Genomic DNA, 13,477 nt, shown 5'->3' with positions numbered 1-13,477 from the left:
CGGGCTTGCTTGACGCAGGGTGTGGCCGAGAGCCGAGACTCGCCCTGCGCGGCGTTTGCCGCCGAGTGGCGCGCATTATCCCGGTGCCGGGAACCTGTAGCAAATGCTGGTTACATTTTGCTCAGCAAGATGAAGCGGCGGGCTCGCAAAAAATTAACGTTTGATAATTATTCACAAGACAATGACCCCGTTTGTCGGCTCTGGCTTCGATTCATTGGGCGGTTTAGGGGGGTTTCTGCAAGAGAAGGCATCTGACTGTGTAGTCCCTGTGCCAGCGAGGTAGCGAAGCAACGCCGTGCACCACTACACTCGGTCATTCTTTGATACACGGAGGTTTTGACATGCGGCGCGTGGTGTTCAATCAGAAGGGGGGTGTTGGCAAGTCCAGCATTGCCTGCAATCTGGCGGCGGTCAGTGCCAACGAGGGTTTTCGCACCTTGTTGGTGGATCTCGATGCCCAGGCCAACTCCACTCAGTATCTGACGGGGCTCACGGGTGGCGACATCCCGATGGGCATCGCCGATTTCTTCAAGCAGACGCTGTCTTCCGGTCCGTTCGCCAAAAAGAATCAGGTCGACATCTACGAAACCCCCTTCGATAACCTCCACGTCATTACCGCCACCGCCGAACTGGCAGACTTGCAGCCAAAGCTTGAAGCCAAGCACAAGATCAACAAGCTGCGTAAGTTGCTTGAGGAACTGAGCGAAGACTACGACCGGATTTACCTCGATACCCCGCCAGCGCTGAATTTCTATGCGGTTTCTGCATTGATTGCCGCCGATCGTGTGTTGATTCCCTTCGATTGCGACAGTTTTTCACGCCAGGCACTGTACGGCCTGATGGCGGAAATCGAAGAATTGAAGGACGACCATAACGAAGGCCTGGAAGTCGAAGGCATCGTCGTCAACCAGTTCCAGGCCCGCGCCAGCCTGCCCCAGCAAATCCTCGACGAACTGATCGCCGAAGGCCTGCCGGTGCTGCCGGTGTACCTGGCCAGCTCGGTACGCATGCGCGAGTCCCACCAGGCCAACACGCCGCTGATCCATCTCGACCCACGGCACAAGCTGACCCAGCAGTTTGTCGAATTGCATAACCTGCTGGAAAACGCCTGACCCAGGCTGACAACACAAAACTCCTGTGGGAGCGGGCTTGCTCGCGAAAGCGTCGTGTCAGTCAACATAGAAGTTGAAGGTAACGGCCTCTTCGCGGGCAAGCCCGCTCCCACAGGGATCGGTGGTGTTTCAGATGCCTTGGCTACGCAACCAGCCCATCAGTTGCGGCAACGGGAAAGCCCCGCTCTGCCGGGCGACCTCCCGGCCGTTCTTGAACAGGATCAGGCTCGGGATCGAACGAATCCCCAACTGCGCCGACAACTGCTGGTTCGCCTCGCTGTCCAGTTTGGCCAACCGGCACTTGCCCTCCAGTTGCCCGGCCGCCTGCTCGAACACCGGTGCAAACGACTTGCACGGCCCGCACCAGTCCGCCCACACGTCCACCAGTAGTGGCAGATCGCCCTTGATCTGACTGGCGTAGTCGCCTTGTTTCAATTCAAACGGCTTGTTCAGCAGGACGTCGGCCTTGCAGCGTCCGCATTTCGGGTGGTCGTCGAGGCGCTCGGCGGGGATGCGGTTGAGGCCGTTGCAATGGGGGCAGGGGATGAGGAGTGGGTCGGTCATGACAAGTCGTCCAGTCGAAAGCGAATGATCCTTATCTGGAGACAGGTCTCCAGATTTTCAATTGTGTAGCGCCTCACGACGAACAACTGATCTCCAGATGCTTGCCCCATTCCGGCGGCCTCTCTGCGTAGCTTTCCATCCCCGGTTGTTCCTCGAACGGATTGCTCAGCACTGCGTGCAGTCGTCGAACTTCTGAATAGTCGCCGCTCTCTGCCGCATCGATGGCCTTTTGCGCCAGATAATTGCGCAGGATGTACAGCGGGTTGACCGCGTTCATCCGCTGGCGGCGCTGTTCCTGATCAAGCGCGCCTTCACGGGCGACCCGGGCGACGTAGCGCTCGCCCCAGGCATCAAAGCCCTTGAGGTCGACGAAGTCATCACGCAAGCGGGTGATCGCCTGTTCCGGTGCTTCATCACCCAAGCGGCGGAAAAACAGGCTGTAGTCGACGCCGCTGTTCTGCATCAGTTGCAGCAGGTTCTCCAGCAGTTTCTGGTCGTCATCCTCCGCGGTGGTCAGGCCGAGGCGGCGGCGCATCAGGTCCAGGTAATGGGCCTGGAACAGCGGCAGGTAGAGGCCGAGGGTTTCGCGCAGGGCTTCGACGCTGATGAACGGCGTCAGGGCTTGAGCCAAGGCGCTGAGGTTCCACTGGCCAATCGGCACCTGGTTGCTGAAGGAGTAACGGCCCTGGTCGTCGGAGTGGTTGCAGATGAAGTTGGCGTCGAAGTCGTCGAGGAAGGCGAACGGGCCGAAGTCGAATGTAATCCCGAGGATCGACATGTTGTCGGTATTCATCACCCCGTGGCAGAAGCCATAGGCCTGCCATTTGGCGATCAGTTCGGCGTTGCGTTCGACCACTTCGCGGAACATCGCTAGGTACGGTTCCGGTTGTTCCAGGCACTGCGGGAAGTGCATGGCCAGCACGTGATCACCCAGCACTTTCTGCTGCTCGGGGCGCTTGGTGTAGTAGAAGTATTCGAAGTGGCCGAAGCGCACATGGCTTGGTGCCAGGCGCAGGACCATGGCCGCGCGCTCCTGCTTTTCACGCCACACCGGGGTGTCGGAGCCGATCACGCACAGGGCGCGGGTGGTCGGGATGTTCAGGGCGTTCAGGGCTTCGGAAGCGAGGAACTCGCGGATCGACGAACGCAGTACCGCCCGGCCATCGCCCATGCGTGAAAACGGCGTCTGGCCGGCGCCCTTGAGGTGCAGGTCCCAGTGTTCGCCGGCCTCGTTGTACACCTCGCCGAGCAACAGGCCGCGACCGTCGCCCAGTTGTGGGTTGTAGGAGCCGAACTGATGCCCGGAATAGACCATCGCCCTCGGAATCGCATCGGCCCAGAGCTTGTGGCCGCTGAACAGTTCGGCGAACTCCGGGGTTTCGGCCTCGGCCGGGTCGAGGTCCAGCAGGGCCATGGCGGCGGGGCTGGCCACGACCAGGCGCGGATTGTCGATGGGCTCGGGCAGCACATGGGCGGAAAACGCTTCGCCCAGGCGGTCGAAGCGATTATCGAAGGTGAGTTCGTCGAGGGCTTTCAAGGGCCGGCTCCAGCAGAATGTCCGAGCATTCTGCTGGGGAATGGCCGGTTAGTCGAGTTTGGCGGCGGGCGGTTCTTGCGCCGGCTTGCCGTCGACGATCGGCACGATGGTTTTCGCTTCCGGCTCGATCGGCACCATCTTGTATTCCTGGCCGTGCAGGTTCTTGAGGTAGACCTCCATCTGCCGGAACGAGATGTTGATGTGCTGCTTCTTGAACTCGCGGTTGATGAAGCGGTTGACCTCGTCGAGCACCGGGTTGCGGTCACCGAGGTCGCGCACGTGCATGCGCAACTCGTGGTCGAGGGTGCTTTCGCCGAAATTCAGGAAGTACACATGCGGCTCCGGGTCTTTCAGGACGCGCGGGTTATCCCGCGCAGCCTTGAGCAGCAGTTCTTTCACCAGGTCCAGGTCCGAGCCGTAGTCGACGCCGAGCTTGAGGGTCACCCGGGTGATGGTGTCGGTCAGCGACCAGTTGATCAGTTGTCCGGTAATGAACGTCTTGTTCGGGACGATGATGTCCTTGCGGTCGAAGTCGGTGATGGTCGTGGCGCGGATGCGGATCTTGCTCACCGTGCCCGACAGGTTGCCGATGGTGATGGTGTCACCGATCCGCACCGGACGTTCGAACAGGATCATGATGCCGGAAATGAAGTTGGCGAAGATTTCCTGCATGCCGAAACCGAGGCCGACCGACAGCGCCGCCACCAGCCATTGCAACTTGTCCCAGCTCACGCCCAGGGTCGACAGGGTCGAGACGAAACCGACGCCGGCGATCACGTACGAGAGCAACGTGGTGGTCGCGTAGGCACTGCCCTGGGCCAGGTTGAGCTTGGACAGCACAAAGACTTCCAGCAGGCCAGGCAAGTTGCGCGCCAGGGCGAAGGTGATGCCGATGATGATCAGCGCACCGAGCATGTCGCCGATGCTGATCGGCACCATGCTCATGTTGGCGCCGGTACCGCTGGTGTATTCGTAGAGCGTGATGTTGTCCAGGTACGAGAACACGGTGATCAGGTCGGCCCAGACCCAATACAGCGCCGCCATGAAGCCACCGAGCAGCGCCAGGCGGATCAGGCGCAGGGACTGTTCGTTGACCTTCTCGATGTCCATGGTCGGCTCTTCGATCACCGCTTCGCCGTCGCCGGCCTCTTTGGCGGCCAGGCGCTTGGCCAGGGCGCGCTGATAGGCCAGGCGCCGGGCCGCCACGCTGAGGCCGCGCACGAAGGTGGCTTCGATCACCAGCCAGAACATCAGCAGGTACAGGGTATTGATCAAGCGGTCGCTGAGCTTCAGCGCGGTGTAGTAGTAGCCGAAGCACACCGCCACGAACAGCGCGACAGGCAGGGCGGTGAACAGGATCCCCACCAGTTTGCGGAACAGCGAGGCGTTCTCGTGGGTCGGGCTACTGATGAGCAAGCGGCTGAGCAGCAAGGTCATCAAGGCGTAGCAGATCAGCACCACCGGCATGCCGAGCACGTCATCGGCCAGTGCCGCCGGTTGCAGTTCGGCAACGGCGACGACGGTCACCAGTGCCATGACCACGATGCCGAGGCGGCGGATCCATCTGCGCAGGAACTCCACCTGGGGCTTTTCCCAGCGGAAATGCAGTTCTGCCACGCCACCGGGCGCGAGGATCCGGTAGGCGGTGTAGAACACCAGCCAGGCCCCGGCCATTTGCAGCAGCGCCGCGCCCATATTGGCGTTCTGCCCGCGGGCGTCGATTTGCAGGGCCAGCCCGCACAAGGCGAGGCCCAGGGAAACGGGCATCGCCAGCAGAATATTGATCAGAATCGCCTGCGGCGTGTGCCACTGGCTATCGCGCTTGAAGTGACCGATGTCCTGGTGAACCTTGTTCAGTCGCGCGTACAGATTCTTGCGGCGCCACAGCAGCGCGCCGATCAGCAGGGCCAACGGCAGAAACAGCAGCGGGCGCTGGGTCAGGCCATCGGTCAGTTCGCTCAGGCTTGACAGTACCGGGAGTGAATCGAGTTGACGCTGGAGGCGATCCGGCACGCTGTGAATCCACTCCAGGTCCAGCGGCTTGTTGCTGGGAATCCAGAACATCTGTTCATCGAGCGTCGCCCGCAGGCTTTGCGCGGTGCTGAGCAGTTGCTTCTGGTTCAGTTGCAGGGTGATGGATTCATTGAGCACTGCGCTCAGTTCGCGATTGAGCCGCTCCAGCAGGTCGGCGCGGGTGGTGGCCAGTTCCATCAGGCTTTTGCGCAACTGCGGCGTGACTTGCTCGGGGGGCTGGGTCGACAGCAGGTTTTCAACGTAGGTGGTCGGATTGCTCAGCAGTTCCCGTTGCTGGCTGACTTCGAACTGATACAGGCGAATGTCAGCGATCTGGTCGGCCAGGTTGCGGTCGAGCCGCAGGCGCGGCAACGCCTGTTTCTGCTTGTAGAGAATTTTCGAGAGCAGCAGGCTGCCTTTGAGCACGTTGATTTGCTCGTCCAGCGCCGCATCGCTCTGGGTCAGGCTGTCCAGTTGTTGCTTGGTCTGCAGGTTCTGCTGGGTGACTTCGTTGAGGCGGTCGGTGCTTTTGAGCAGGTAGTCCGAGAGCTTCAGGTTGGCCGCGCTTTCGGTGGCCAGCAGGCTGCTGCCGCCGGCTTTCTGTGCTTCGATGGATTGCTGGGTGACCGTTTCCTGGGACAACGCCAGACGCTTCTGGTTGATCAGGGTTTGCAGTTCCTGGATTTCCTTGTCCAGGCGGTCGGATCGCTCCGACAACAGGTCATGCTGGCTGTTGCCGAGGTCTTGCAATTGGGTATTGCCGGCCAGTTCCTGGCGGCGCAGCGGGATCAGGGCGTTCAGTGCCGCCAGTTCGGCATTGAGCTGGTCGCGCTGCTCGGCGCTCAGGGTCTTGCCGGCGTCCTTGCCGTTCTTGAGGATATTGTTGATCTGCTGAATGCGTGTCTGACTGGCGGATATCTCCGCCTGGGCGCGCTCGGGGCGGGTCTGGGCAGTGATGATCAGGCTGTTGGCATCGCCCAGGGCTTTTTGCAGGTCGCTTTGCTGGGTGGAGCGCTCAGTGAGCATTTGCTCGAGCTGCTGGATCGTTTCTTTGGCGAAGCGCTGCGCCACCGGCACCACGGCGCTGGCCTTGAGGCGGGTCAGTTCACGCTGGTTTTCCACCGTCTGCTTGGGTGCTGAACTCAACGTTTGCTTGAGCTCGGCCAGCTTCTGCTCGTAGTCACGCTTGTTGTTGAGCTGGTTCAGCGTGTTTTGCAGGACGGTTTGCAGGGCCTTCTGATCGGCTTCCGGCAGTTTGCGGTCGGCAATCTTGTCCAGGCTCGCTTGCACGGCTTCGCTGGAGGGCGGTTCAGCCGCTTGTGCCGCTTGTGAAAAACCAAGGGGGCCGACAGAGAGACTCAAGCCCAGCAGGGCAATGGCGAAAAGGGAGCGCAGGTTAGGCATAAAGACCGGTCAAGCAAGTGAGAGTGGAAGCAGTTTAGAGGAAGAGTCCGGGACCCGGGCGACTTCCTTCGGGGAATCTGACGCCCACTTTGCCGATCTTGTTCCCGTCCATGACCGCCACGGTCCAGATGGTGTTGTTCCATTCCACCTGGTCACCCACCACCGGCGCACCGCCGACTTTCTGGGCAATGAAGCGGCCCAGGGACATGTCTGGATCGATGCCTTCGAACTTCAGCCCATACAGGGCCGCAACCGCGGCCAGCTGGGCGTCTCCTTCGAGTACGAAGTCGCCGAAGAAGCGCAGATCGAGGCCCCGTTGTGGCGCCTGGCTGAAGAGTTTTCCGAGGGCTGGCAGGTTGTGTTCATGGCCGATAACACACAGCAAATCATCGACTTCCAGCACCGTACTACCCGACGGATGGAGCAATTGTTGACCACGAAACAGGGCCGCGATACGGGTGCCTTCGGGCATTTTCAGCTCACGCAGGGGCGAACCGATGCACCATTTTTCCGCGCCGAGGCGATAAACGAACAGCTCCCACTCGCTGGTGACGTGCACTTCCAGGGCCGAGCGCGAGATGGGGGCTGGCTCCGGAGGCACCGTCACCTTGAGCAGCTTGGCGACCCACGGCAGGCTCGTGCCCTGAACCAGCAGCGACACCAGCACGATAAAGAAGGCGAGATTGAAGTACAGCTGGGCGTTGGGCAGGCCGGCCATCAACGGGAACACCGCGAGAATGATCGGGACCGCGCCGCGCAGGCCGACCCAGGAAATGAACGCTTTCTCACGACCATGAAATGCCTTGAACGGCAGCAGGCCGACCAACACCGACAGGGGCCGGGCAAACAGAATCATCCACAGCGCCAGTGCCAGTGCCGGCAAGGCAATAGGCAGCAGGTCGTGAGGTGTCACCAACAGCCCCAGCACCAGGAACATGCCGATCTGCGCCAGCCAGGCCATGCCGTCGAGCATGTGCAAAATGCCGTGGCGGCTGCGCACCGGACGGTTGCCGATTACCAGGCCGCACAGGTACACGGCAAGGAAGCCGCTGCCGTGCAGGGCGTTGGTCAGGGCAAACACCACCAGGCCACCGGCGATGACCAGGATCGGATACAGGCCGGTGGCCAGGTTGATGCGGTTGACCAGTTGCAGCATGAGCCAGCCACCGCCCAGGCCGATGACGCCACCGATGCCGAACTCGCGCAGCAGGTGGGTCAGCAGGCTCCAGTGCAGGCCGGTCTGGCCGCTGGCGAGCATGTCGATCAGGGTGACGGTGAGGAACACCGCCATCGGGTCGTTGCTGCCGGATTCGATTTCAAGGCTGGCGGTTACCCGTTCGTTCAGGCCTTTGCCACCCAACAGCGAAAACACCGCCGCGGCGTCGGTGGAGCCGACGATGGCGCCGATCAGCAGGCCCTGGATCAGGTTCAGGTCGAACAACCAGGCGGCGGCCATGCCGGTCAGCCCGGTGGTGATCAGCACCCCGACCGTGGCCAATGAGAGCGCCGGCCAGAGCGCCACGCGGAAGCTCGAGACCCGGGTACGCAAGCCGCCATCGAGCAGGATCACTGCCAGTGCGAGGTTGCCGACCAGGTAAGCCGTGGGGTAGTTGTCGAAGATAATGCCGCCGCCATCGACGCCGGCCGCCATGCCGACGGCCAGGATGATCACCAGAATCGGGATGCCGAGGCGGGACGAAAGGGAACTCACCAGAATGCTCGCACCTACCAGCAACGCGCCGATCAAGAACAGGCTGTTGATGGTCGTCGCATTCAAAGGCAGTACTCCAGAAAAGCTGAAAGGCGGGCACAAACTGACCATGCAGTCTGCGTGCCAGCGATTCTAACCTGTTGAAATGTGATGCTGTCAAAAAGCTTTTGCAGATCAAAAGATCGCAGCCTGCGGCAGCTCCTGCACAGACTCGCGTTACATGTAGGAGCTGCCGCAGGCTGCGATCTTTTCGGCATCAGAGCAAACGCCTCGGCGACGAAGTGCAGGAACCAGATCGGCCTGCCGCAGTCTTTAAAACTCGCGAGGAAGGTCGCCCGTCAGCAAAATCAAGGCTTTGCGCCTGTATAACCCTGGCATCCACGGTGACTTTTCTTTATCGTACGCGCCCTTTGAAAAAGCCCGGAAAATCAAAATGTTGGAAGCATCCCTAAGCCAATTGGAACAACTGGTCAGCGACCTGGTGCAGCAGAACCAGACCCTGCTCGGCACCAACCAGACCCTGACTGCAGAACTGGCCCAGGCCAAGGATGAAAACGAAAGCCTGCAACTGAGCTTGATGGAGCAGGAAGAGAAACAAGGCGCCACGGCGGCTCGCATCCAGGCCCTGGTTGAGCGCGTCAGCGCAGGCCCTGTCAGCGCATGAGTTACAACGCCGCAGGGGTAAAAGTCGTCTCGATCCTGGGGGAGGACTATTCGATCAAGGCACCGGCCGGGGAAGAACAAACGCTGCTGGACGCCGCGATGATGTTGAAGGCAGCCCTGGCCGAAACCAAGAGAAAGTACCCGACACTGATCGGTGACCGACTGCTGGTGCTGGCGGCGATGAATCTGTGCTCCCAGCAGATTGAAATGCAGAAACAGCACAAGCTCGAACTCGACCGTTACCAAGAGCAAGTCAGCGCCACGGTTGAAGTGATCTCCAAGACGATCAATCAGGCCTGATCGGCTTTGCGCACAACCAAAGAATAGATTGTCGGTTGGCTTGTATACAATCGGCACGGCTGTTGCAGTGTTTCAGCCTCTTATTCTTTGGGGGTGCTCCATGCAGTTCTGGCGACGCAGTATTCAATGGCAGTTGATCCTGAGCATGGGCACCGCCCTTCTGGTCAGTATCCTGATCGTGGTTGGCATTTATACCCTCGTGGTCAACCGTCTCGCCCAGAGCTATCTGGTCGAGCAAGCCTTGCCGTCGAGCATCGAAGCGATGCGCAACGACATCGAGCGGATCCTCGTCCAGCCCCTCACCGCCGCCAAGGACATCGCCAGCAACAGCATGGTGCGCGACTGGTTGGCCGGGGGTGAAGACAGTGCCCGGACCGCCAGCTTCGCGCAGTACCTGGAAGGCATTCGCGCCGAGCACAAAGCCTTTACCGCGCTGATTGTCGGCACCGCATCCAATCACTACATCACCGAAAAGGGCCTGGACCGCACCCTCAGTCGCTCCAATCCCAAAGACGCCTGGTTCTACGCGTTCCTCGACAGCAATCAGCCGCGCACCCTCAACATCGACAACGACACGGCCACCGGAGAATTGGCGCTGTTCATCGATCTCAAGGTCGAACAGGCCGGCAAAGTCGTGGGCGTTGCCGGGCTTGGCCTGAGTATGAAAGAGCTGTCGGAGCTGATTCACAACTTCAGTTTCGGGGAGCGCGGCAAGGTCTATCTCGTGCGTTCCGACGGTTTGATCCAGGTGCATCCCGAGGCACAGTTCAGCGGCAAACGCACCTTGGCCGAGCAGATTGGTGCTACGGCGGCGCAAGCGCTGATGAGTCAAAAAGCCGCCGCCAGCAGCGGCTTCCAGCGCGACGGCGAAGACTTCCTCGCCTTGAGCTTGCCCCTGCGTGATCTCGGCTGGACCCTGGTGGCCGAAGTGCCGCAATCGCAGATCTACGCTGAAGCCCGCCGCGCCATGTGGATGAGCAGCGGCATCGGCCTGGCGGTTGCGCTGGTGTGCCTGTTGCTGGTGGTGTGGCTGGCCCGTGGGCTGGTGCGGCCGATTCGCCAGGTAACAGCGGCGCTGGTGGCCATCGGTAGCGGTGGTGGAGATTTGACCCAGCGGCTGGATGCCAGCCGCGCCGATGAGCTGGGTGATCTGGCGCGTGGCTTCAATCGATTCCTGGATAGCCAGCGCGACATGATCGGTGAAGTACTGACCACCAGCGAGCGCCTGCGCACCGCTGTCGGCCAGGTGGCGCGGGTGGTGGACAACACCGCCGAACGCTCTGGTCGTCAGCAGGAAATGACCGACATGGTCGCCACCGCTGTTCACGAAATGGGCCTGACCGTGCAAGACATTGCGCAGAATGCCGGCAACGCGGCGTTCGCGTCACAAACCGCCCGTGACGAAGCGATGCAGGCGCGGGAGGTGGTGGGTGGCTCTATCCGCCATATTGAAAGCATGTCCCGGGAAATCGGCCTCGCGGCCACGGCAGTGGCCGAGCTGGCTCATCAAGTGGCATCCATCGATCAGGTGCTGGCGGTGATTCGCGGGATTTCCGAGCAGACCAACCTGCTGGCACTCAACGCTGCTATCGAAGCGGCGCGCGCGGGTGACATGGGGCGTGGATTCGCCGTGGTGGCCGATGAAGTGCGTACTCTGGCGCGGCGTACGCAATCGTCCACCGATGAAATCCAGCAGATGATCGGCAGCCTCAAGCAAGGCGCGGAGAACGCGGTGTCGTCGATGCATTCCGGGCAAGCCGCGACGGGCACGGGTGTCGAGTCGAGCCAGCGTACCGGCACCTCGTTGACCGCGATTACCGGGCAAGTGGAGCGCATCAGCGATATGAACCATCAGGTGGCGACGGCGACGGAAGAGCAGTCGGCAGTCACCGAGGAAATCAATCGCAACGTGCAGGGCATTTCCGATCTGGCGCGGGCGACAGCGGGGGAGGTCAGGGCTTGTCGTGAGGATTGCCAGACGTTGCAGCGGTTGGCGGATGATCTGGCGCGGCAGATGGGGGGGTTCAAGCTGGGGTGATGTGTTGTCTGTGCTGACGCTATCGCGGGCAAGCCCGCTCCCACAGGGTTTGGTGTTGAACACTAGATTAGTGAACAGTAGAGACTACTGTGGGAGCTGGCTTGCCAGCGATTGGATTTCAAAGGCTACACAAGGCCAGGATCAGAACCACTCATCCTGCATGCCCAGGCACACATCATCCCGAGCCTCAAGAATTGCCAGCTCATGGTGGCACCCCGGCACTTCCCAGGTCAGGAAGTAGCGGGCCGCCTGCAACTTGCCTTTATAGAAGTTCACATCCGCCGCATTGCCCTTGGCCAGGCCTTCCTCGGCACGAATCGCCTGTTCCAGCCAACGCCAGCCAATCACGGTGTGCCCGAACACCTTCAGGTACAGTGCCGAGTTCGCCAGGCTGCTGTTGACCTTGCCCTGCGCCAGGTCGGTCAACAGGCCGATGGTCACGGTTTGCAGGCGCGCCACCAGTTTCTCCAGCGGCTCGCGCAGCGGCGTCAGCGACTCGAACCCCTGGGCACGTTCGGCGGTGTCGGCGATCAGGCGGATCAGTTGCTTGAGCCCCGCGCCACCGTTCTGCGCCAGTTTGCGGCCCAAAAGGTCCAGCGATTGAATGCCGTGGGTGCCTTCGTGGATCGGGTTCAGGCGGTTGTCGCGGTAGTACTGCTCCACTGGGTATTCACGGGTGTAGCCGTGGCCGCCGAGGATCTGGATCGCCAGTTCGTTGGCCTTCAGGCAGAACTCCGATGGCCAGGATTTGACGATCGGCGTCAGCAGGTCCAGCAGTTCATGGGCCTGCTTGCGCTCGGCTTCGGTCTCCAGCGTCGTGGTGTCATCGAACAGCCGCGCCGCGTACAGGCCGAGGTCGAACGAGCCTTCAACGTAGGCCTTTTGTGTCAGCAGCATGCGTTTGACGTCGGCGTGCTGAATGATCGCCACCGGCGCAGTGTTCGGGTCCTTGCTGTCCGGCACGCGGCCTTGCGGACGCTCACGGGCGTATTCCAGCGAATACAGGTAGCCGGCGTAGCCGAGCATTACCGCGCCCATGCCGACGCCGATCCGCGCTTCGTTCATCATCTGGAACATGTAGCTCAAACCCTGGTGTGGCTTGCCCACCAGGTAGCCGACACACTCGCCGTTATCACCGAAGTTCAGCGCGGTGGACGTGGTGCCACGCCAACCCATCTTGTGGAACAGACCGGCGAGCAGCACGTCGTTGCGCTGGCCGAGGCTGCCGTCATCGTTGACCAGGAACTTGGGCACGATGAACAGCGAAATGCCCTTCACCCCGGCCGGCGCGTCCGGCAGCTTGGCCAGCACCATGTGCACGATGTTTTCCGACAGCGGATGATCGCCGCCGGAGATGAAGATCTTGTTGCCCTTGAGGCGATAAGTGCCGTCGGACGCAGGCTCCGCGCGGGTACGAATATCCGACAGCGACGAACCCGCGTGGGGTTCGGTCAGCGCCATGGTGCCGAAGAAGCGGCCATCGATCATCGGTTGCAGGAAGCGGCGTTTCTGCTCCTCGGTACCGAAGCTTTCGATCAGGTTGGCCGCGCCCATGGTCAGGAACGGATAAGAGGTCGAAGCGGCGTTGGCCGACTGGAAGTGCGAAAAGCAGGCCTGGGACAGCAGCGTAGGAAGTTGCATGCCGCCGGCGTCGAAACTGCGCGCGGCGTTGAGGAAGCCGGCTTCGAGGAACGCATCCACCGCCGGTTTCACTTCCGGAATCAGAATCGCCTGACCATTCTCGTAGCGCGGCTCGTTCTCGTCGCCCTTGCGGTTGTGCGGGGCGAAGAACTTCTCGGCGATGCTGCGGGCGGTGCCAATGGCCGCATCGAAAGTTTCGCGATTGTGCTCGGCGAAACGTTCACGCTGGGTCAGGCCCTCGGCATCGAGGACTTCATACAGCTCGAAAGCCAGATTGCGGGAACTGAGCAACGTCTCGGACATGGCGGCCTACCTTTTGTTGGGATGGGCCGAGTCTAGTCTTGTGAATTTATGCTGAATAGCATGATTGATGAGCGTGATAGTTGGGCCGAGCGGCGACTTTGCAGGCGCCACAAAACAACTGTGGGAGCGGGCTTGCTCGCGAAAGCGGTCCGTCAGTCAACATTAATGCTGAATCTGATGACGTTTTCGCG

At 61.1% G+C, this 13,477-nt stretch carries 9 protein-coding genes and 1 pseudogene; 5 read left to right on the top strand and 5 right to left on the bottom strand.

The genetic code is table 11. From position 1 onward, the window contains the following. Positions 1-341 precede the first annotated feature (341 nt). Entirely contained in the window at positions 342-1,112 is a 771-nt protein-coding gene (locus AB7M25_RS27985; RefSeq protein WP_429382661.1) for a ParA family protein, read from the top strand. Positions 1,113-1,241: 129 nt separating this feature from the next. Here the strand turns inward: AB7M25_RS27985 and trxC are convergent, their stop codons facing one another. From trxC to AB7M25_RS27965, 4 genes are all read right to left on the bottom strand, one after another. Further along, positions 1,242-1,676, bottom strand: a complete 435-nt coding sequence (trxC, locus tag AB7M25_RS27980) for a thioredoxin TrxC (RefSeq protein ID WP_429382659.1) — start codon at positions 1,674-1,676, stop codon at positions 1,242-1,244. 73 nt (positions 1,677-1,749) lie between these two features. After that, positions 1,750-3,213: a protein adenylyltransferase SelO gene (gene selO / locus AB7M25_RS27975; RefSeq protein WP_454238250.1), complete on the bottom strand. Its 1,464-nt coding sequence runs from the start codon at positions 3,211-3,213 to the stop codon at positions 1,750-1,752. A 48-nt stretch (positions 3,214-3,261) separates the two neighbouring features. After that, a complete protein-coding gene (gene mscK, locus AB7M25_RS27970) occupies positions 3,262-6,630 on the bottom strand; it encodes a mechanosensitive channel MscK (protein ID WP_429382655.1) in 3,369 nt (1,122 codons plus the stop codon). A 34-nt stretch (positions 6,631-6,664) separates the two neighbouring features. Continuing rightward, positions 6,665-8,407: a potassium/proton antiporter gene (locus AB7M25_RS27965; protein ID WP_429382653.1), complete on the bottom strand. Its 1,743-nt coding sequence runs from the start codon at positions 8,405-8,407 to the stop codon at positions 6,665-6,667. A gap of 367 nt (positions 8,408-8,774) precedes the next feature. Here AB7M25_RS27965 and AB7M25_RS27960 point away from each other — a divergent pair, with 367 nt between their 5' ends. From AB7M25_RS27960 to AB7M25_RS27945, 4 genes and pseudogenes are all read left to right on the top strand, one after another. Further along, the gene (locus AB7M25_RS27960; RefSeq protein WP_007971835.1) at positions 8,775-9,005 is read left to right on the top strand and encodes a hypothetical protein; all 231 of its coding nucleotides are present in this window, start codon (positions 8,775-8,777) and stop codon (positions 9,003-9,005) included. Next, the gene (locus tag AB7M25_RS27955) at positions 9,002-9,304 is read left to right on the top strand and encodes a cell division protein ZapA (protein WP_007981180.1); all 303 of its coding nucleotides are present in this window, start codon (positions 9,002-9,004) and stop codon (positions 9,302-9,304) included. Before AB7M25_RS27960 ends, AB7M25_RS27955 begins: the two co-directional genes overlap by 4 nt. 100 nt (positions 9,305-9,404) lie before the next feature. Continuing rightward, positions 9,405-10,478, top strand: a pseudogene (locus AB7M25_RS27950) (HAMP domain-containing protein); the annotation flags it as partial. 18 nt (positions 10,479-10,496) lie between these two features. Continuing rightward, positions 10,497-11,342 (top strand): methyl-accepting chemotaxis protein, encoded by an 846-nt coding sequence (locus AB7M25_RS27945; RefSeq protein WP_454238382.1) that lies wholly within the window; start codon positions 10,497-10,499, stop codon positions 11,340-11,342. 141 nt (positions 11,343-11,483) lie between these two features. Here AB7M25_RS27945 and AB7M25_RS27940 read toward each other — a convergent pair whose 3' ends face one another. Beyond that, on the bottom strand, positions 11,484-13,286 hold the full coding sequence (locus AB7M25_RS27940) for an acyl-CoA dehydrogenase (protein ID WP_429382647.1): 1,803 nt from the start codon (positions 13,284-13,286) through the stop codon (positions 11,484-11,486). Positions 13,287-13,477 lie beyond the last annotated feature (191 nt).

Source organism: Pseudomonas sp. AP3_22 TE3818 (assembly GCF_053628995.1).
This window is presented reverse-complemented; position numbering and strand designations above follow the sequence as displayed.

Coding starts and splice junctions, on each gene's coding strand:
- AB7M25_RS27940 (WP_429382647.1), bottom strand. CDS start 13,286: ATGTCCGAGACGTTGCTCAGTTCCCGCAATCTGGCTTTCGAGCTGTAT.
- trxC (WP_429382659.1), bottom strand. CDS start 1,676: ATGACCGACCCACTCCTCATCCCCTGCCCCCATTGCAACGGCCTCAAC.
- AB7M25_RS27955 (WP_007981180.1), top strand. CDS start 9,002: ATGAGTTACAACGCCGCAGGGGTAAAAGTCGTCTCGATCCTGGGGGAG.
- AB7M25_RS27960 (WP_007971835.1), top strand. CDS start 8,775: ATGTTGGAAGCATCCCTAAGCCAATTGGAACAACTGGTCAGCGACCTG.
- AB7M25_RS27945 (WP_454238382.1), top strand. CDS start 10,497: ATGATCGGTGAAGTACTGACCACCAGCGAGCGCCTGCGCACCGCTGTC.
- AB7M25_RS27985 (WP_429382661.1), top strand. CDS start 342: ATGCGGCGCGTGGTGTTCAATCAGAAGGGGGGTGTTGGCAAGTCCAGC.
- mscK (WP_429382655.1), bottom strand. CDS start 6,630: ATGCCTAACCTGCGCTCCCTTTTCGCCATTGCCCTGCTGGGCTTGAGT.